General features: G+C 60.3%; 16 protein-coding genes. 9 read left to right on the forward strand and 7 right to left on the reverse strand.

Translation table 11 applies throughout. The features are described from left to right. The first annotated feature begins 52 nt into the window (after nt 1–52). Nucleotides 53–2,074 (forward strand): LTA synthase family protein, encoded by a 2,022-nt coding sequence (locus A7J50_RS24280; RefSeq protein WP_064455010.1) that lies wholly within the window; start codon nt 53–55, stop codon nt 2,072–2,074. Here the strand turns inward: A7J50_RS24280 and A7J50_RS24285 are convergent, their stop codons facing one another. Next, nucleotides 2,075–2,449: a c-type cytochrome gene (locus tag A7J50_RS24285; RefSeq protein WP_064454063.1), complete on the reverse strand. Its 375-nt coding sequence runs from the start codon at nt 2,447–2,449 to the stop codon at nt 2,075–2,077. Between the two features lie 182 nt (nt 2,450–2,631). Between A7J50_RS24285 and A7J50_RS24290 the strand changes: the two genes are divergently transcribed. From A7J50_RS24290 to A7J50_RS24305, 4 genes are all read left to right on the forward strand, one after another. Beyond that, entirely contained in the window at nt 2,632–3,012 is a 381-nt protein-coding gene (locus A7J50_RS24290) for a response regulator (RefSeq protein WP_064454064.1), read from the forward strand. Between the two features lie 195 nt (nt 3,013–3,207). After that, entirely contained in the window at nt 3,208–3,822 is a 615-nt protein-coding gene (locus tag A7J50_RS24295) for a biliverdin-producing heme oxygenase (RefSeq protein ID WP_064454065.1), read from the forward strand. Then, entirely contained in the window at nt 3,819–6,047 is a 2,229-nt protein-coding gene (locus A7J50_RS24300; RefSeq protein WP_064454066.1) for an ATP-binding protein, read from the forward strand. Before A7J50_RS24295 ends, A7J50_RS24300 begins: the two co-directional genes overlap by 4 nt. 248 nt (nt 6,048–6,295) lie before the next feature. Then, a complete protein-coding gene (locus A7J50_RS24305) occupies nt 6,296–8,194 on the forward strand; it encodes an alkaline phosphatase D family protein (RefSeq protein WP_064454067.1) in 1,899 nt (632 codons plus the stop codon). Between the two features lie 112 nt (nt 8,195–8,306). Here the strand turns inward: A7J50_RS24305 and A7J50_RS24310 are convergent, their stop codons facing one another. Beyond that, the gene (locus A7J50_RS24310) at nt 8,307–9,335 is read right to left on the reverse strand and encodes an amino acid ABC transporter substrate-binding protein (RefSeq protein WP_064454068.1); all 1,029 of its coding nucleotides are present in this window, start codon (nt 9,333–9,335) and stop codon (nt 8,307–8,309) included. 144 nt (nt 9,336–9,479) lie between these two features. Here A7J50_RS24310 and A7J50_RS24315 point away from each other — a divergent pair, with 144 nt between their 5' ends. The 4 genes from A7J50_RS24315 (at nt 9,480) to A7J50_RS24330 (ending at nt 13,143) form a co-directional block, all read left to right on the forward strand. Further along, nucleotides 9,480–10,373 (forward strand): LysR substrate-binding domain-containing protein, encoded by an 894-nt coding sequence (locus A7J50_RS24315; protein ID WP_064454069.1) that lies wholly within the window; start codon nt 9,480–9,482, stop codon nt 10,371–10,373. Between the two features lie 89 nt (nt 10,374–10,462). Beyond that, complete coding sequence (locus A7J50_RS24320; protein WP_064454070.1) at nt 10,463–11,713, forward strand: aspartate aminotransferase family protein; 1,251 nt, start codon at nt 10,463–10,465, stop codon at nt 11,711–11,713. A gap of 140 nt (nt 11,714–11,853) precedes the next feature. Next, nucleotides 11,854–12,357 (forward strand): DUF6622 family protein, encoded by a 504-nt coding sequence (locus tag A7J50_RS24325; protein ID WP_064454071.1) that lies wholly within the window; start codon nt 11,854–11,856, stop codon nt 12,355–12,357. A 69-nt stretch (nt 12,358–12,426) separates the two neighbouring features. Next, nucleotides 12,427–13,143, forward strand: a complete 717-nt coding sequence (locus A7J50_RS24330) for a hypothetical protein (RefSeq protein WP_064454072.1) — start codon at nt 12,427–12,429, stop codon at nt 13,141–13,143. A gap of 567 nt (nt 13,144–13,710) precedes the next feature. Here the strand turns inward: A7J50_RS24330 and A7J50_RS24335 are convergent. From A7J50_RS24335 to A7J50_RS24355, 5 genes are all read right to left on the reverse strand, one after another. Then, on the reverse strand, nt 13,711–14,793 hold the full coding sequence (locus tag A7J50_RS24335; RefSeq protein ID WP_064454073.1) for a pyridoxal phosphate-dependent aminotransferase: 1,083 nt from the start codon (nt 14,791–14,793) through the stop codon (nt 13,711–13,713). Nucleotides 14,794–14,870: 77 nt separating this feature from the next. Further along, on the reverse strand, nt 14,871–15,569 hold the full coding sequence (queC, locus tag A7J50_RS24340; protein ID WP_064454074.1) for a 7-cyano-7-deazaguanine synthase QueC: 699 nt from the start codon (nt 15,567–15,569) through the stop codon (nt 14,871–14,873). A gap of 103 nt (nt 15,570–15,672) precedes the next feature. Further along, complete coding sequence (gene cyoE / locus A7J50_RS24345; protein WP_014719864.1) at nt 15,673–16,560, reverse strand: heme o synthase; 888 nt, start codon at nt 16,558–16,560, stop codon at nt 15,673–15,675. 11 nt (nt 16,561–16,571) lie between these two features. After that, entirely contained in the window at nt 16,572–16,913 is a 342-nt protein-coding gene (cyoD, locus tag A7J50_RS24350) for a cytochrome o ubiquinol oxidase subunit IV (RefSeq protein WP_010206434.1), read from the reverse strand. Then, the gene (locus tag A7J50_RS24355; protein ID WP_016971084.1) at nt 16,913–17,539 is read right to left on the reverse strand and encodes a cytochrome o ubiquinol oxidase subunit III; all 627 of its coding nucleotides are present in this window, start codon (nt 17,537–17,539) and stop codon (nt 16,913–16,915) included. The genes cyoD and A7J50_RS24355 overlap by 1 nt, the downstream gene beginning before the upstream one ends.

Below are 17,539 nucleotides of genomic sequence, written 5' to 3' on the forward strand. Positions count from 1 at the left end.
GCCCCCTCCCACATTTGATCGGCGTCGTTTTGAACATTGGGAAGGGTCAATGATGGGTGCGTTGCAATCACGCCGCCTGCGCTACGGCGTGGGCGCGATCGGGTTGGTGTTTGTGTTGCTGGCCGCGTTGCGGTTGGTGTTTTTAATCAGCTTTTCCGGCCTTGAGTTAAACACCCCGGCGCTGCTGGAAACCCTGGGCATCGGCCTGCGGTTCGACCTGCGTCTGGCGGTGTTGATCCTGTTGCCGCTGGCGCTGCTGGCCTGGTTCCCGCGCTGGAACCTCACGACCTCGTCCGCGCTGCGCTGGCTGGCGCGCGGCTATCTGGTGGTGGCGCTGGCCGGGGTCGGCCTGGTGTACATCATCGACTTCGGCCACTACGCCTACCTCGGTGTGCGTATCAACGCGACCGTATTGCGCTACCTGCAAGACGCACAGATTTCGCAACAGATGGTGTGGGAAACCTACCCGGTGCTGTGGATAACCGCCTGCTGGCTGGCGGCAGTCGCCATGTGGGTGTGGGCGTTGGTGTGCCTGGAGCGATTGACCCTGGACCGCGAACCCAACACCATCGGCAAATGGGCGGTGGCGTCTGTGGCCGTGGTCGGCGTTGTCGCCGTGCTGCTGGCGCTGCTCGGCCGCGTAGCCAACCTCAACCTGGAAAACCCGGTGCCGCTGCGCTGGAGCGATGCGTTCTTTTCCGGCAATAGCCAGGTCGCCGCCGTGGGCCTGAACCCGGTGCTGTTTTTATACGACACACTCAAGGTCGGCCAAGCGCAATTCGATGAAGCCAAAGTGCGCGAGCACTACCCGCAGGTGGCCGCGTATTTGGGCGTTGATCAGCCCGATCCCAAGCAATTGAATTTCACCCGTGAGCAAGGCGTGCAGCCCTATCGCCTGCAAGGCGAGCGCCCGCCCAATGTGATCTTCGTGATGCTCGAATCCCTCGGCACCAGCGCCGTCGGCGCCTACGGCAACCCGCTGAACCCCACGCCGAACCTGGATAAACTGGCGACGCAAAGCTGGTTCTTCAAACACTTCTACGTGCCCGTCACCGGCACCGCCAAAACCGTCTGGGCGAGCATCACCGGCGTGCCGGATGTCACGCGCCAGGAGACCGCCACGCGCAACCCGCTGATCACGCGGCAACACACGCTGATCAACGCGTTCGAGGGCTACCAGAAGTTCTACATGATCGGCGGCAACGCCGGTTGGGCGAATATCAATGCGTTGATCCGCCAGAGCATCGACGGCGTGCGGCTGTTTGACGAAAGCCACTGGCGCTCGCCACGGGTGGACGTGTGGGGCATCTCCGACCTGGACCTGTTCAAGGAAGGCGACTCACTGCTGCGCGCGGTGCCAAAAGACCAGCCTTTCTTCGCCTACGTGCAAACCTCCGGCAACCATCGCCCGTTTACCATCCCCAAGCAAAACGATGGCTTCCAACTCAATAACGTGACGCTGGAGCAAGCCCAGGCTGCCGGTTCACGCAGCGTCGAGCAATATAACGCGGTGCGCCTGCTGGATTACAACATCGGCCGCCTGATGGAAATCGCCAAGGCCGGCGGCTGGTACGACAACAGCATTTTTGTGTTTTTCGGCGACCACAACACCCGCATCAGCCAGATCCCGCACATGGCGCCCGCCTTCGAGCAATTGGGCCTGGAAAGCAACAATGTGCCGCTGCTGATCCACGCCCCGGGCCTGCCACCGCGGGTGATTGAAGAAGCCGTGGGCCTGGCGGATTTGCTGCCGACAGTCGCCGGCATGGCGGGCATACCGTTTCGCAACGGCGCGATGGGCCGCGACATCCAGCAACCAGCGCCGGAAGGCGAACGCGTGGTGCCGCTGGTGCTGCATGAGGGCACATTCCCGATTATCGGTGGCGTGACCAAGGACTTCCTGCTGCAGATGCAACATGACGGCAGCTCGCCGACCCTGCATGACCTGGCCTCGCAAACGCCGAGGGAGGATGTGGCCGAACAGCACCCTGAAGAGTTTCAACGCTTACAGGGGCTGACGCGCGGGCTGCATGAGAGTGCGCGGTTGATGTTGTTCAGGAACGTGCGCGAATGATTACTTGGGCTGGAAGGTTTCCAGGTACGCCAGGATGTTTTCAATTTTTTCCGGGTCGCTGATTCCCCAGAAGATCATGCGCGTGCCGCTGACCACCTTCTTCGGCGCCTCGATATAGGCGGCGAGTTTGTCGCGGGTCCAGACCACGCCGGAATTTTTCATCGCGTCGGAGTACTGATAGTCAGTGGTGGTGCCGGCGGGGCGGCCGATGATGCCGTTAAGCTCAGGCCCAAAACCGCCGCGTGCACCTTCGCCGATGCTGTGGCAGCCGCCGCAGGTCTTGGCGAAGAGCTTGCCGCCCGCCTCGGCGTCACCCGCCGCAAAGGCCGGGCCGGTGTTGAGGATCAGGGCGAGGGTCAACAAGGCGTACTTCATTTATGGCTCCACAGCGGGCAACGGTGAGTCGATTATGCCTGTATCAACCTTACTGTGCCGCTGCGGCCCACCACCGCGCAACCGCTCTAAAACGACCACCCATCGCCCCGCACATATCCAATCGAACCTATTCACGCCCGCCCCACTCCACCTTACTGAACCCTGATGGTGGAGTAAGGATCATGGCCCAGCCATCGATTTTAGTGCTGGAAGACGACGAGATTATTCGTTCGTTAATGGTCGACGTACTGGAGGATTTCGGGGCTCATGTCACCTCGTTTCCTTCGGCGGATGAAGGAATGATTTACCTGGAACGCGGCGACGACCCGGTAGACCTGATTGTCAGCGATATCCAAATGCCCGGCCTGCTCAACGGGTATGACCTGAGCAAGGTGGTGGCGCATCGTTGGCCATCAGTGCCGGTGGTGCTGACCTCCGGCAATACCAGACTGGCGGCGCAACTGGGCGGTTCCGTACGTTTTTTGCCCAAGCCGTGGAGTGCCGAACATTTGGTTGAGTGCGTGCAAAACGCACTGACCCAACAGGGTTCATCCCTGCATTGATAGCACCGCAATATCACCCAAACCGAACTTGATGCGCCGCCCTGTGGTCATTAATCACGCAAGGAGCGACTTTTCTGATCTGCCGGTCAGCCTTTTCGCCTACTGCGTGTAGTTGACGACAATGCGTTGTGTAGAATCGTCGCCATGTTACTCGCGTCATTCATGGCCGAAAGGCCCACAGTTCGAGCTCATTGAATGCATTTGCAGGCCCCTGACGTTGCTGCGCCCTCATTGCTGGAAGCGTTGCGCTCAGGCACCGGCCTGCTGCATGTAGCGCTGGAAAAACGCCTGCCGTTTTTCTCCGAACGTCTGGATGCCGACTGGTACCAACGCCTGCTTCAGGCGTACTACGGCTTTTATGGGCCGATGGAAGCGGCATTGTATGACAGTGGTTTGATCCCCGATGGTTTCGATACTGCGTTGCGGGTGAAAACACCAACATTGCTGTGCGATCTCTACGCTCTTGGCCTGACTGGCGCCGACGTCAGCGCCCTCCCCCGTTGCAGTCAACGCCCAACGTTCGATAACCCCGCCGCCTGCCTCGGTGCTTTGTACGTACTGGAAGGTGCGACCCTGGGCGGCCAGGTATTGCGCCGAGAAATGGGCAAGCGCCTGGATATCGATGCGGATAACGGTGGCGCGTTTCTCAACGTCTACGGCGCCGAGACCGGTCGGCGCTGGAAAGACTTTCTCGATTACCTGAGCGGTCAGTCACTGGATGCGCCAGCCAAACAGCGCGCAGTGGAGGCGGCCTGTTCGACATTCAGCGGCTTTGAGCAATGGCTCGCCAGCCAGGAAGTACTGCTATGAAACCTGAAGATTTTGAAGAACTGCTTGCCAACTGCGCCGACGAACCCATCCGCACCCCGGGGGCGATTCAGCCCCACGGTGTGTTGCTGACACTGTCGGAGCCAGGCCTGAACATCATCCAGGTCAGCGCCAACGTAGGCGTCTTGTTCGGCCACGCGCCAGAGTCGCTGTTGGGCCAACCGCTGCACACCTTGATTGGCGCAGAACATGCCCAAGCCGTACAGGCCATGGCTGAGCACAACACGTTTTTCGACGCACCGGCGCTGCATGTCAGCTTCAACGGTGCGCAATTCGAAGGCCTGCTGCATCGCCATAACGACGTGCTGATACTGGAATTCGAACCGCGCCTCGACGATTTCAAACCCCGCGCCCTGAATGGCCGCACCAGCAACTTGGGCAAAATGCTGCAACGCCTGCAGTCGGCGAAAACCCTGCAAGCGCTGTACGAAATCAGCGTGAATGAAATCCAGGCCATCACCGGTTACGACCGGGTGCTGATCTATCGCTTTGAAGATGAAGGCCATGGCCAGGTGATTGCCGAAGCGTCGGCGCCATCCATGGAGCTGTTCAACGGTCTGTTCTTCCCCGCATCCGACATCCCCGAGCAGGCCCGCGAGCTGTACCGCACCAACTGGCTACGCATCATCCCGAATGCCGCCTACGAGCCGGTACCGCTGCTGCCCAAGCTGCGCCCGGACATTGGCCAGCCGCTGGATTTGAGCTTTGCCACCCTGCGCAGCGTGTCGCCAATTCACTGCCAGTACATGCAAAACATGGGCGTGCTGTCGTCCATGAGCATCTCCTTGATGGCGGGTGACAAGCTCTGGGGCCTGATCAGTTGCGGCAACCGCGAGCCGCTGTTGGTGCCCAATGATCTGCGCATCACCTGCCAAACCATCGGCCAGGTGCTGTCGTTGCAGATCAGTGCCATGGAAGCCTTGGACGTGAGCCGTCAGCGCGATGAGAAAGTCGAGGCACTGGCCCTGCTTGATCGGGCGATGAAAGCCTCTGAGCAAAATGTGTTCGATGGCCTGGCCCAGCAGCCTCAGGTGCTGATGGAGCTGACGCTGTCGGGTGGCGTGGCGATCATCGAAGACAAGCAGCTGCACCGTTACGGCAACTGCCCTGAGCCGGAGCAGATTCGCGCCTTACACAAATGGCTGCAAGCAAGCGGCCAACCGGTGTTTGCCAGCCATAAGCTGGCGTCGGTGTACCCGCCCGCCGCCGAGTATCAACAAGTCGCCAGCGGCGTCCTGGCCATGAGCCTGCCCAAGCCGGTGGACAATGGCGTGCTGTGGTTTCGCCCGGATGTGAAAGAGAGCATCAACTGGAGCGGCAACCCGAACAAGCCGCTGAACCTGGAAAACTCCGACGCTGGCTTGCATCTTCGCCCACGCACCTCGTTTGAAATCTGGAAAGTGGAAATGGCCGGCATCTCCACCAAGTGGAGCCATGGCGACCTGTTTGCGGCCAACGACCTGCGCCGTTCCGCCCTGGAAAATGACCTCGCGCGCCAAGTATTGCGTGAGCAGCAAGCGGTGCGCGCACGTGATGAACTGGTGGCGGTGGTGTCCCACGATTTGCGCAACCCGATGACCGTTATCTCGATGCTCTGCGGCATGATGCAAAAGACCTTCAGCTCCGACGGCCCACATACTTCGCGGCGGATTTCCAAGGCCATCGACACCATGCAACAAGCCGCCGGGCGCATGAATGTGCTGCTGGAGGACTTGCTCGACACCTCGAAAATCGAGGCCGGGCGTTATGTGGTTAAGCCGGTGGTGTTGGACGTCAGCCAGATGTTTGAAGAAGCCTATGCCTTGCTCGCGCCGCTGGCGATGGAAAAAGGCATCGACCTGTCGTTCAACGCAGCGCCGGGCCTGCAGATCAACGGCGACCCGGAGCGCCTGTTCCAGGTGCTGTCGAACCTGATCGGCAATGCCATCAAGTTCACCCCGCGCCTGGGCAACATCGACGTCAGCGCCGCGAGCAACGGCGAAGAAATCGTGTTTTCGGTGCGCGATTCCGGCGAAGGCATTGCGCCTGAACAGTTGCCGCAGGTGTTTGATCGTTATTGGACCCAGACCGAAAACAACCCCACCGGCAGCGGGCTGGGGCTGTACATCACCCAGGGCATCGTTCAGGCCCACGGGGGGCGGATGGAAGCTGAAAGTGAGTTGGGGCGGGGCAGTGAGTTCAGGTTTACGGTGCCTAAGGCGGACTGAAACGCCCTCGGCCAGCGACGGCAGCCTGTCGGGCAAACGCAGCCGCAATCACATCAATCCTCTCTGGATTCGATCGCACAAGGCCGGCAGCGTTGATGCAACAAGGCCGCTCAACGTGCAGGCCGGGCGGCCTGCGCCGCGCCTGATCACCCCAAGGAGTGCAGCAATTCGCGCTGCACTCTGTTAACAAAACACTGACATCTTCTGCGCTACCCTTTTCAGCCCTACCTTGTGAGAGCTGCGTCCTCATGCCTCAACCCGATTCATTGCCCGCGGTGATTGCTGGCCCGATGCTACGGCGCCTGGAACCGCAGCGCCTGGTCTTGTGGTTGGTGGGAAGTCGTACCCTGCAAGTGCGCTTGAGGCTGCAGTTACCCACAGGCGAGACGCTGGACATCGGCCTCGACGCGCAGCACTGCAAAGTCGTCCCGGTTGGGCGTCATGCGTTTATTCACCTGATCGACGTATCGCTGAATGCCCCTCTGCCCCAGGACGTCGCCATTGGCTATGACGTGGTGGTCGACGGCTCCGGCATCGCAGAGTGGGCGCCACACCTTCTGTACGCCAACGCCGAGTCTGCGAGCTTCGTGCTGCACAGCCGTATCCACCAGTTGGTGCACGGCTCCTGCCGCAAACCGCATCACTGGGCCGACGAAGGCTTGCTGTGCGTCGACCGCCTGCTGGCTGATGCCCACACACCGGCCCAACGCCCGGCCCTGCTGATGATGAGCGGTGACCAGATCTACGCCGACGATGTGGCCGGACCGATGCTGCGGGCGATTCACACGCTGATCGCTCGCCTGGGGCTGTTCGACGAATACCTCGAAGGCGCCGTGGTGAACGACAGCGCCAGCCTCTACACGCATCACGCCAGCTATTACCATCGCGCTGACCTGCTCCCGGCGCTGGACAGCAACGAGACGTTGCGCGAGCGCTTCTTTGGCGGGGTGAAAAAACCGATTTTCACCAGCAGCACCGCCGACAATCACCTGGTGACCTTTGCCGAAGTAATAGCGATGTACTTGCTTGTATGGTCGCCCACACCCTGGACGCTGATCGCGCCACAACCGCCGCAACTGAGCGTCGAAGAACAGCAGCGCTATGCCCGTGAACAGGTGCACATAGATCAATTCCGTGATGGCCTGCCAGGCGTCGCACGGGTGTTCGCCCACCTCTCGACGCTGATGATCTTCGACGATCACGACATCACCGATGACTGGAACCTCAGCGCCCAGTGGGAGCAAACTGCCTACGGCCACCCGTTCTCCAGCCGCATCATCGGCAATGCGCTGCTCGCGTATATGTTGTGCCAGGGCTGGGGTAACCAGCCGGATGTGTTTGGCGAGTTGCTGAACCAAACCCAGGCACTGACCAGCGAGGCGCAAGACAACCCTCTGCAGGCCTGCGCGCACGATGCCCTGCTGCAAGCGCTGCTGAAATTCCAGCAATGGCATTACGTGCTGCCCACCTCCCCCGCCCTGGTGGTGCTCGACACGCGCACCCGGCGCTGGCGCAGTGAGTTCGCCCTCAAGCAACCTTCCGGCCTGCTGGACTGGGAAGCCTTGAGTGAGTTGCAACAGGCGCTGCTGGACCACCGCTGCGCCATCATCGTCTCGCCCGCGCCGATCTTTGGCGTCAAGCTGATCGAGGCGGTGCAGAAGGTATTCAGCTGGTGCGGCTACCCACTGCTGGTAGACGCCGAAAACTGGATGGCCCATCGCGGCGCTGCCCAGGTGATCCTCAACATTTTCCGCCACTCGCGCACGCCGGGTAACTACGTGATTCTCTCGGGCGACGTGCATTACTCGTTTGTCTACGAAGTGCTGATCCGCCATCGCAACGCCGGCCCGAGGATCTGGCAGATCACCAGCAGCGGCATCAAGAACCAATTCCCACCACGCTTGCTGGAGTGGTTCGATCGCCTGAACCGCTGGCTCTACTCGCCACGCTCGCCACTCAACTGGTTCACCCGCCGGCGCATCATGCAGGTAGTGCCGCATATTCCGGAGCATGCGCAGGCAGGTGAGCGGCTGTGGAATTCGGCGGGGATCGGCCAGGTGTTTTTCAACGAGCAGGGTGAGCCTGAGGCCATTTACCAGCACAACGCCGATGGCACGCCCCAAACGAGGATGGTCGCGCCGAAGTAATGGTCTGTAGCAGCCGACCTGAAGCAGCAACCCCCTGCGATTCAAACAACGCAAGCCCCGATGCACTGCAGGGCTTGCGTCGCAGCCTCGCTAAAACTCGACAGCACTCACCTCAGCGTACCGGCGGCGCGTACTGGATGCCGCCGTTGCTCCACAACGCATTGAGCCCACGCTTGATCTTCAACACGCTGCCCTGGCCGATATTGCGTTCGAACACTTCGTCGTAGTTGCCCACTTGCTTGACGATCTGCACCACCCAGTCCTTGCGCAGCTTCAGGTCTTTGCCGTAATCGCCGTCGGCACCGAGCAGGCGGGCGACATCAGGGTTCTTGGTGGACTTGGCCTGCTCTTCGACGTTCTGCGAATTGATGCCCATCTCTTCGGCATTGAGCATGGCGAACAGGGTCCACTTGACGATGCTGAACCACTCATCGTCGCCCTTGCGTACCAACGGCCCCAGCGGCTCCTTGGAGATCACCTCGGGCAGCACCACAAACTCATCCGGGTGAGCCATCTTGATGCGCTGCGCATACAGGCCCGACTGGTCGGTGGTCAGCACATCGCAACGCCCGGCTTCAAGGCCCTTGGCGCTTTCGTCGGCGGTGTCGAAGGTGATCGGCGTGTACTTCATGCCGTTGGTACGAAAGTAATCCGAAACATTGAGCTCGGTGGTGGTGCCGGCCTGGATGCAGACGGTCGCGCCGTCCAATTGCTTGGCGCCGGTTACGCCCAACTTGTTGTTCACCAGAAAGCCGATGCCGTCGTAATAGGTCACGCCGGTGAACACCAGGCCCATGCCGGAATCGCGGGAACTGGTCCACGTCGTGTTGCGTGAGATCAGGTCGATTTCACCCGATTGCAGCGCAGTGAATCGCTCCTTGGCGGTCAACTGGCTGAACTTCACTTTGGACGCATCACCAAACACGGCAGCGGCGACCGCGTGGCACACGTCCACGTCGATGCCGGTCATCTTGCCGTTGGCGTCGGGCACGCCGAAGCCCGGCAGGCCATCACTGACGCCACACTGGATAAACCCTTTCTTCTGGATCGCATCCAGGGTGACGCCCGCGTGGGCGCTGCCCGCCAGGCTCACGGCAGCCGCCGCAGTGAGCGCGGCCAACGTGGTTTTGAGGTGTTTCATGCGAGGCACTCCCTGTCGAACTTTATTATTCGGCGCCGCACAGCCCGCGCCGGTTTATAGTGTTGCCGCGCAGTATCGACGGCTTTACTCCCCTGTCACAAACGACCTTTAGGCAAAGGCTCCTTCCGATTTGGAATGAACTGCATGATCTCAAAACGCTTGACCCCTTCGATGACCGCCCTGCAATGCTTCGAAGCCGCCGCCCGCCACTTGAGTTTCACCCGCGCCGCCGAAGAGTTGCACCTGACCCAAAGTGCCGTGAGCAAGCAGGTGGCGCAGCTCGAGGAAATGCTGTGCCACAACCTGTTCGAACGGGTGCGCCAGCGTTTGTATCTGTCGCCGGCGGGCTCGCTGTACCTCGCCGAGGTGCACAAGATCCTGACCCAGGTGGACATCTCCAGCCGCTACATCCTCACCTATGGTGGCGAGACCGAGGTGCTGCGCATCGCCACCCAGCCGACGTTCGGCGACCGCTGGCTGGTGCCCAAGCTCAAGGATTTCGCCGCCAAGCACCCGAATATCCACCTCGATGTGCGCAACGAGCTGGAGCCCTTTGACGTGCTGCAGGCCAAGGCCGATATTGCGTTTTTCTTCGGCCAGGGCTCGTGGCCGGGAGCAACCTGCATCGAGCTGTTTCGCGAAGCCGTGGTGCCGGTGTGTGCGCCCGGGTTTGTCGCCGAGGGCAGCGATGCTTCGTCACGCCACACGTTGCTGCAATGCACGTCGCGTCCGGAAGCCTGGCATGAGTGGTTTCTGGAACAGGGCCTGCACTCGCAGAACAGCTACCACGGGCCGCGCTTCGACACGTTCTACATGTGCATCCGCGCGGCGCAATCGGGCTACGGCGTGGCGTTGGTGCCGCAGTACCTGGTGGCCGACGAGTTGGCCAACGGCAGCCTGATGACCCCTTGGGATTACGCCATGCCCAGCGCCGGCGCCCACTTTATCGCCCACGCCGAACATGCCGGTGAGGTCCCTAAAGTGAAAGCCTTCCTGAACTGGATGGTGAACTACACACACGCACATCCCGACTTTTAATAATGACCCGGCGACTTTATTTCGTTTGCGACAGGGTATGGCGCGCGGCTTAGATAAAAAGAAGCCCGCCATTGCCGAGTCCGAGATTCATGAGCCGCGAAACCATCAGCCAGTCGATTTCCATCGTTCACCCCATCAGCCTCAGCCATGGCAAGAACGCTGAAGTCTGGGATACCACGGGCAAGCGCTACATCGATTTTGTCGGCGGCATCGGCGTGCTCAACCTCGGGCATTGCCATCCGGGCGTTGTCGCGGCGATTCGCGAACAGGCGACCAAGCTCACCCACTACGCGTTCAATGCCGCGCCGCACGCGCCCTATATCGAACTGATGGACCGCCTGACCGCGTTTATCCCGGTGGGCTACCCCGTCAGCGGCATGCTCACCAACAGCGGCGCGGAAGCGGCGGAAAACGCCTTGAAGATCGTACGCGGCGCCACTGGCCGTACGGCGGTAATCGCCTTTGACGGCGCCTTCCACGGCCGCACCTTGGCCACGCTCAACCTCAATGGCAAGGTGGCGCCCTACAAGCAAAAAATCGGTGTGCTGCCCGGCCCGGTGTATCACCTGCCCTACCCCAGCGCCGACAACGGCGTGACCTGCAGTGAGGCACTCAAGGCCATGGACCGGCTGTTCAGTGTTGAAATCGACGTCGACGATGTCGCCTGTTTCATCATCGAACCGGTGCAGGGCGAAGGCGGTTTTCTGGCCCTGGATATCGAATTCGCGCAGGCCTTGCGCCACTTCTGTGATGAGAAAAACATCCTGCTGATCGCCGATGAAATCCAGTCCGGGTTCGGGCGTACCGGCCAGCGTTTTGCGTTCTCGCGCCTGGGCATCGAACCGGACCTGATCCTGCTCGGCAAAAGCATCGCCGGTGGCGTGCCATTGGGCGCGGTGGTCGGGCGTAAAGCGCTGCTCGACAACTTGCCCAAAGGCGGCTTGGGCGGCACCTATTCCGGCAACCCGATTGCTTGCGCGGCCGCCTTGGCGACACTGGATGCGATGACCGATGAACACTTGAGCACCTGGGGTTCACAGCAGGAAGAAGCCATCGTCAGCCGGTATGCCGCCTGGCGCGAACAGCGCCTGTCACCCTATTTGGGCCGACTGACCGGCGTCGGTGCCATGCGCGGCATCGAACTGGCCAACGCCGACGGCACGCCCGCTTCCAGGCAACTGACCCAACTGCTGAGCCTCGCGCGGGACGCCGGCTTGCTGCTGATGCCCAGCGGCAAGTCGCGGCATATCATCCGGCTGCTGGCTCCGCTGACCATCGAGCCCGCCGTGCTGGAGGAAGGCCTGGATATCCTGGAGGACTGCCTCAAGCAGTTGGCTTAATACCGTGGATTGTTTGGCGTAGACCACGTTGACGTTGTCCGGCGTGGCGTGTTGCTGCGCGCCAGCCCCAATTCGATGGACAAACCCGTAGCGGCTCAACGACTATTCAGCGCCTACCCATACACCGCACGGAAGCACCCATGCTCGATATCCTCCAAGGCACGCCCCTTTGGGTGTACGCCATTTACCTGTGGATTTGTTACTACGGCATCAAGGCCTGCCTGGGCGGGCGCGAGAATCGTCGTTCGTTGATGATCCTGCCGGTGGTGCTGGTGGTGTGGTCGCTGATGTCGCTGGCGCCTTCGATCCTGTCGAGCAGCGCCTGGGTTGCCGGCGCACTCGCAGGCAGCCTGCTGGGAATGTGGCTGTTCAACGCACGAGGCGCGCGGCTTGATGCCAATGGCGAAACCCTGGTGCTGGCGGGCACCTGGAAGACCCTGCTGATCTCGCAGCTGTTCTTTGCCGTGAAGTACTACTTCGGCTACCAGCAGGCGGTGCACCCGCTGCTATTGAGCACGCACGAGATGCTGGTGGCGGTAGGCGGGGTGTCCGGGTTTACCGTCGGTCTGTTCTGCGGGCGGGCCGTACGGCTGCAACGGGCGCTGGCTGCCTTGCGCCGCGATAAGGGCATTGTGCTGCCTTGACCTGATCCCTCTACCCACTGAAAATGCGCGACGCTTTTTTGTTCCGTTTATTGAAGTAGTGAAATTTTAATGTCCGATTCTTACACTGAAAAATCCGCCGAAGAGTCCGTAGTCGCCTTGCATTCCAAAGCTGAATACGAAAACGCCATCAATCTTTCACAGCATGTGCCTGCCGCCAAGATCATCAGCGAAATGGTGCTGGACGCGTTCCACACCTCCAAGGAAAGCGACCAGATCCGCGAATTGCGCGTGGCGATCCGCCAAGCCCACGACGCCTTTGACGACGACAAGGCCTACGACTTGATGGGCCAGCTCAAGCAACTCAAAGATGCCGAGGCCGCCGACAACATCGCCCTGGAAGACCTCAGCAGCAAATTCTCGATCAGCCGCATCTTGTCCAGTTTCAAGGACGACCCCGAGTTCCAGGAGCTGGTCTACGGCCTGGCCCTCAAGGTGCTGAACCAGTCCCACCAGGCCATCAGCAACCCGAGCGCCGGCAAGAGCAAAGCTGCACGGCCCAAGAAAGAAGCCGAAGTGTTTGTCATCAGCAAGGACGGCATCAGCGTCACGCTGCCGCTGCGCACGCCGCGCTCCAAGCTCAACGTTGACCGCGAGGCGTTCGAGTTCCTGGGTTTCAGCTTTGTGGGTGAAGGCGATGAAGCGGAGCTCGACGTCGAAAGCTTTGTGGATAACGCCGGCGCTGAGCAGCCGTTGAGCCGCAAGAGCGTGATTACTGCACTGCAGCAACAGACTGCGTTTGATGGTTACAGCATCGCGCAGCAGTAACCCGGTATCTGCAACACAGCTGGACTAAAAATGTGGGAGCTGGCTTGCCTGCGATAGCATCACCGCGGTGTGACGGATACACCGGGGTGCCTGCATCGCAGCATAGGTATCTACAGATCTTTTTTTACGGGTTGAGTGCCGTGGTTGTCGGGGGGCGCTGAGTACATATCCGTTGTTTGGGGCACGGCTGATATGGGTTTCGCCCTTACGGCGACTCACTTTGGAAAAGCCCCAAAGTAAGCAAATGGCTCTTGCCCCACCACTCGGCACCTCGCCTAGGCTCGGTGTGCCCTCACGCAGGCTTTGGACCGTGGGCCGCCGCCATGGGCCATCCTTGGCCCATCGCGGCTAAACCGGCGTCCTGCCGGTTTACCCACGCTCCAAAGCCTGCGTTCGGCCAGCGTGGTTAACGGGGCGCCTAAGATCAAGATCAAAAACAAGAGCACGGCGGCCTGGTAGCCGACCTGAGTGGTTAGATCAAAAGCAAAACCGAGGCGGCCTGACAGCCGACCTGATCTTGGAAGCTGAACCCAATCAAATGTGGGTTGCTCAAACAGCTGCATCAGCTCAAACAGTCGCTGCAAACACCTCGCGAAAACGCGCCATCTCCTGCTTGTTCCCCACCGTCACCCGCACCCACTGCGGCCAGTTTTTCCACACCCGCCCGATCAAGACGCCGTGTGCAGCCAGCTTCTCGATGACCTGCTCCGCCGGTTGCTTCACATCGATCATGAAGCAGTTGCTCTGCGACGCGGTGCAGGTAAACCCTCGGTCCTTGAGCCACGCCACGGTTTCATCGCGCAACCGGGTGTTGAGCGCCTTGCGTTGCGCCGGCAGCTTGGGGTCTTCCAGGCTCGCCCGGGCGCCGAGCAACGTCGAGGCAGCCGGCACGTTGTCGCCGCCGAACACTGCCAGACGCTCCAGCAGTGCCGGGGCGCCGATTGCCAGCCCCAGGCGTGCGCCGGCCATGCCGTATATTTTGGAGAAGGTGCGCAGCACCAGCAAATCGTCGTGGTCCTTGACCCAACTGACACAGCTTTGGGCGTCGGAGAAGTCGATGTAGGCCTCGTCCACCACCAGCACACTGCCTTTGGGCTTGTTCGCCAGTGCCTGGCGGATCGCTTCGGTGGGCGTGACGGTGCCGGTCGGATTGTTGGGATTGCACAGGTACAGCATGCCCGCCTGGGGATCGGCGGCGAGCATGGCTGGCACATCATGGGCGTGACGCGCATCGAGGTTCACTTCCCGCACCGGCGCCTTCCACGACTCGGCCGCCTGGCGCGGCACTTCGTAGGACGGCGTGGCCATTACCAGCCCGCGGCTCGGGCTGGTAAACGCCAATACGGCATAGCGCAAGGCCGCCATGGAACCGGCAAATACCGCGACCTGTTCTTCGGCAATGCCTTGCTGGCGGGCAAACAGGCCGGCCAGGGCATACATGTGGCCGTAGGGGTAACGCCCGGAGCTGCCGACGCCGCGCTGCATCGCCTCGCGAGCGGCGTCCGAGGGGCCATAGGGGCTTTCGTTATAGTTGAGCCGCACCGTGTCAGCCGTTGCCGGTGGCGGGCTGGCAACCGCCCAATCGAGGCGCCCCAGCACCGGCAAAGCGGCGCCGAAGGCGAGAAGGGACCGGCGACTAACACTGACCATGGGGCTACTCCTTGTAGGCGGGTGATGAATTCGCACAGCACGTACAAAGGAGTATGACGAGGCAGGTGTCGGCTGATTTAGCTCAGCTGCAGCTTCTGCTTCAGGCTCTGCATGACATCCGCCTTGTTCTGCAGGTAGTCACTCAAGCCTCGCGCGCGCAGGTTGCACGCGTCGCAATTACCGCAACCGGCGCCAATGATGCCGTTGTAGCAGGTCAGGGTCTGGTGCTGAACCAGCTCCAGTTGGTGGTGGTAGTCAGCCAGCGCCCAGGTCTCGGCCTTGTTCAGCCACATCAGCGGGGTGTCCAGGCGCAGCGTGTAATCCATACCCAGTTCAAGTGCCTTGTTCAGCGCCTTGACGAACTCATCCCGGCAATCGGGGTAGCCCGAGAAGTCGGTTTCGCACACGCCGGTAATCACGGTTTCAGCTTTAACCTGATAGGCGTAGATCGACGCCAAGGTCAGGAACAGAATATTGCGGCCCGGCACAAAGGTGCTTGGCAGGCTTTCGCCTGAGCTGTTCACGGTCGGCACGGGAATGTTGTCGCGGGTCAGGCTGCTGATGGCCAACTCGTTGAGCAAGGACACGTCCATCACTTTATGAACGGTTGCCCCCAGTTGTTGTGCCAAGCGCTGTGCGACTTCAACTTCCGCCACATGACGCTGGCCATAATCGAAGGTAATGCAGTGCACCTCGTCATACAGCGGCAGCGCCTGGATCAAGCAGGTGGTCGAATCCTGCCCGCCACTGAAGACCATAACGGCTTTTTTACTCATCACGTTGCTTCCTGCATTTGTAGAAGGTGGGAATAGTTTAAAGGGCATGCCATAAAAAACCCCGCGCTTCTTGCGAAGGCGGGGTTTTTTAATGCTTGAACGATCAGTGAGCGTAGGTCAGCAACAGCTCTTTCGGCACTTGGAAATCCAGGGACATCATCACGCTGAGCGCGGTGATGGTGAAGATCGAGAACACGAACAGCTTGCGCGCCCAGACAGTGTCATCCACTGCCTTGTAGCCGGTCCAGGCCATGTACAACCAGTACATGCCCATGGCGGCGGCGACGGCGAGGTAGCTCATGCCGGCGTAGCCACTGAAGGTCAACATCAAGGTCGCCACAAGGAAGGCCAGGATGTAGAGCAGGATGTGTTTCTTGGCAACCTGGATGCCACGCTTGACCGGCAGGACCGGAATCGAAGCAGCCAGGTAGTCATTGAAGCGGAAGATCGCGATGGCATAGGAATGCGGCATCTGCCACAGGCTGAACATCACCAGCAGCACCAGCGCGGCCATGTCGAAGCTATTGGTTACAGCCACATAACCAATCACCGGCGGCATCGCCCCCGACAGACTGCCCACCAGCGTGCCGTGAACCGACTTGCGCTTGAGGTACAGGCTGTAAAGGCCGACGTAGATGACAAATCCGATCACGGCAAACAGCGCCGCCAACGGGTTGGCCACCTTGTACAACAGTGCCACACCGGCAACACCCAGGACGGTCGCGTAGATCAGTGCCAGTTTCAGGGAGATAAGGCCCTGGACCAGCACACGATTCTTGGTGCGTTCCATCTTGATATCAATGTCGCGGTCGATGCAGTTGTTGAACACGCAACCGGAAGCTACCACCAGGGACGTACCGATCATTGCCGCCAGGAAGATGGCCAGATCGACATGTCCCTTGGAGGCCAGGAAGAAACCGCCTGCCACAGAAAGCACGTTACCGAAAATGATCCCCGGTTTGGTGATTTGGATAAAGTGCTTAAGCGACATCGGGTCTTACCTCACTTCGCCATCATGAACGTATGGATGCTGAACATGATCCATATCGACAGGCCAACCAGCAGCAGGATCACAAGACCTGCGAACACGAATGCAATCACGTTATCGCGCTGCTCTTTGGAGCGATCCAGGTGCAGGAAGTACACCAGGTGAACCAGAACCTGAATCACCGCGAACGCCAGAACGATCATCAAGGTGATCGACTTCGGCAAGGTTGGGTACATCACCAGGCCGAACGGGATCAGGGTCAGGATTACCGACAGGATGAAGCCGATAGCGTAAGACTTTACGCTGCCGTGGCTCGCATCATGGCTGTCATGGTCATGGGAGTGTGCATTAGCCATTACAGGGTCCCCATCAAGTAGACGACGGTGAATACGCAGATCCAGACCACGTCCAGGAAGTGCCAGAACAGGCTCAGGCAGCTCAGGCGGGTCTTGTTGGTGTTGGTCAGGCCGTGTTTATTGACCTGATACATCATCACCGCCATCCACAGCAGGCCGGCAGATACGTGCAGACCGTGGGTGCCTACCAGCGTGAAGAACGCAGACAGGAAGCCGGAACGGTGCGGGCCGTAGCCTTCGGAGATCAGCAGGTGGAACTCGTTGACCTCCATGCCGATGAAGCCCAGGCCGAACAGGAAGGTCAGTGCCAACCAGCTCAGGACGCCTTTCTTGCTGCCCTTGTAGAAGGCCAGCATGGCGAAGCCGTAGGTGATCGAACTGAACAACAGCAAGGCGGTTTCGCCGAGCACGTAAGGCAGTTCGAAGATGTCGTGGCCCGACGGGCCACCCGCTACGTTGTTTACCAGTACCGCGTACACCGCGAAGATCGACGCAAACAAGATGCAGTCGGTCATCAGGTAGAGCCAGAAACCGAAAACGGTCATCGGCCCCGAGTCGTGGTGATGGTCATCGTGCCCATGGTCATCGACATGGGCGTGTCCAGCATTGGTCACTAAGTTCGACAT

Source organism: Pseudomonas antarctica (assembly GCF_001647715.1).
GTDB classification, from domain to species: Bacteria; Pseudomonadota; Gammaproteobacteria; order Pseudomonadales; family Pseudomonadaceae; genus Aquipseudomonas; species Aquipseudomonas antarctica_A.

Bases quoted from the DNA above. Each gene is read 5' to 3' on its own strand.
- A7J50_RS24280 (WP_064455010.1), top strand. From the start codon at position 53: ATGGGTGCGTTGCAATCACGCCGCCTGCGCTACGGCGTGGGCGCGATC.
- A7J50_RS24285 (WP_064454063.1), bottom strand. From the start codon at position 2,449: ATGAAGTACGCCTTGTTGACCCTCGCCCTGATCCTCAACACCGGCCCG.
- A7J50_RS24290 (WP_064454064.1), top strand. From the start codon at position 2,632: ATGGCCCAGCCATCGATTTTAGTGCTGGAAGACGACGAGATTATTCGT.
- A7J50_RS24295 (WP_064454065.1), top strand. From the start codon at position 3,208: ATGCATTTGCAGGCCCCTGACGTTGCTGCGCCCTCATTGCTGGAAGCG.
- A7J50_RS24300 (WP_064454066.1), top strand. From the start codon at position 3,819: ATGAAACCTGAAGATTTTGAAGAACTGCTTGCCAACTGCGCCGACGAA.
- A7J50_RS24305 (WP_064454067.1), top strand. From the start codon at position 6,296: ATGCCTCAACCCGATTCATTGCCCGCGGTGATTGCTGGCCCGATGCTA.
- A7J50_RS24310 (WP_064454068.1), bottom strand. From the start codon at position 9,335: ATGAAACACCTCAAAACCACGTTGGCCGCGCTCACTGCGGCGGCTGCC.
- A7J50_RS24315 (WP_064454069.1), top strand. From the start codon at position 9,480: ATGATCTCAAAACGCTTGACCCCTTCGATGACCGCCCTGCAATGCTTC.
- A7J50_RS24320 (WP_064454070.1), top strand. From the start codon at position 10,463: ATGAGCCGCGAAACCATCAGCCAGTCGATTTCCATCGTTCACCCCATC.
- A7J50_RS24325 (WP_064454071.1), top strand. From the start codon at position 11,854: ATGCTCGATATCCTCCAAGGCACGCCCCTTTGGGTGTACGCCATTTAC.
- A7J50_RS24330 (WP_064454072.1), top strand. From the start codon at position 12,427: ATGTCCGATTCTTACACTGAAAAATCCGCCGAAGAGTCCGTAGTCGCC.
- A7J50_RS24335 (WP_064454073.1), bottom strand. From the start codon at position 14,793: ATGGTCAGTGTTAGTCGCCGGTCCCTTCTCGCCTTCGGCGCCGCTTTG.
- queC (WP_064454074.1), bottom strand. From the start codon at position 15,569: ATGAGTAAAAAAGCCGTTATGGTCTTCAGTGGCGGGCAGGATTCGACC.
- cyoE (WP_014719864.1), bottom strand. From the start codon at position 16,560: ATGTCGCTTAAGCACTTTATCCAAATCACCAAACCGGGGATCATTTTC.
- cyoD (WP_010206434.1), bottom strand. From the start codon at position 16,913: ATGGCTAATGCACACTCCCATGACCATGACAGCCATGATGCGAGCCAC.
- A7J50_RS24355 (WP_016971084.1), bottom strand. From the start codon at position 17,539: ATGTCGAACTTAGTGACCAATGCTGGACACGCCCATGTCGATGACCAT.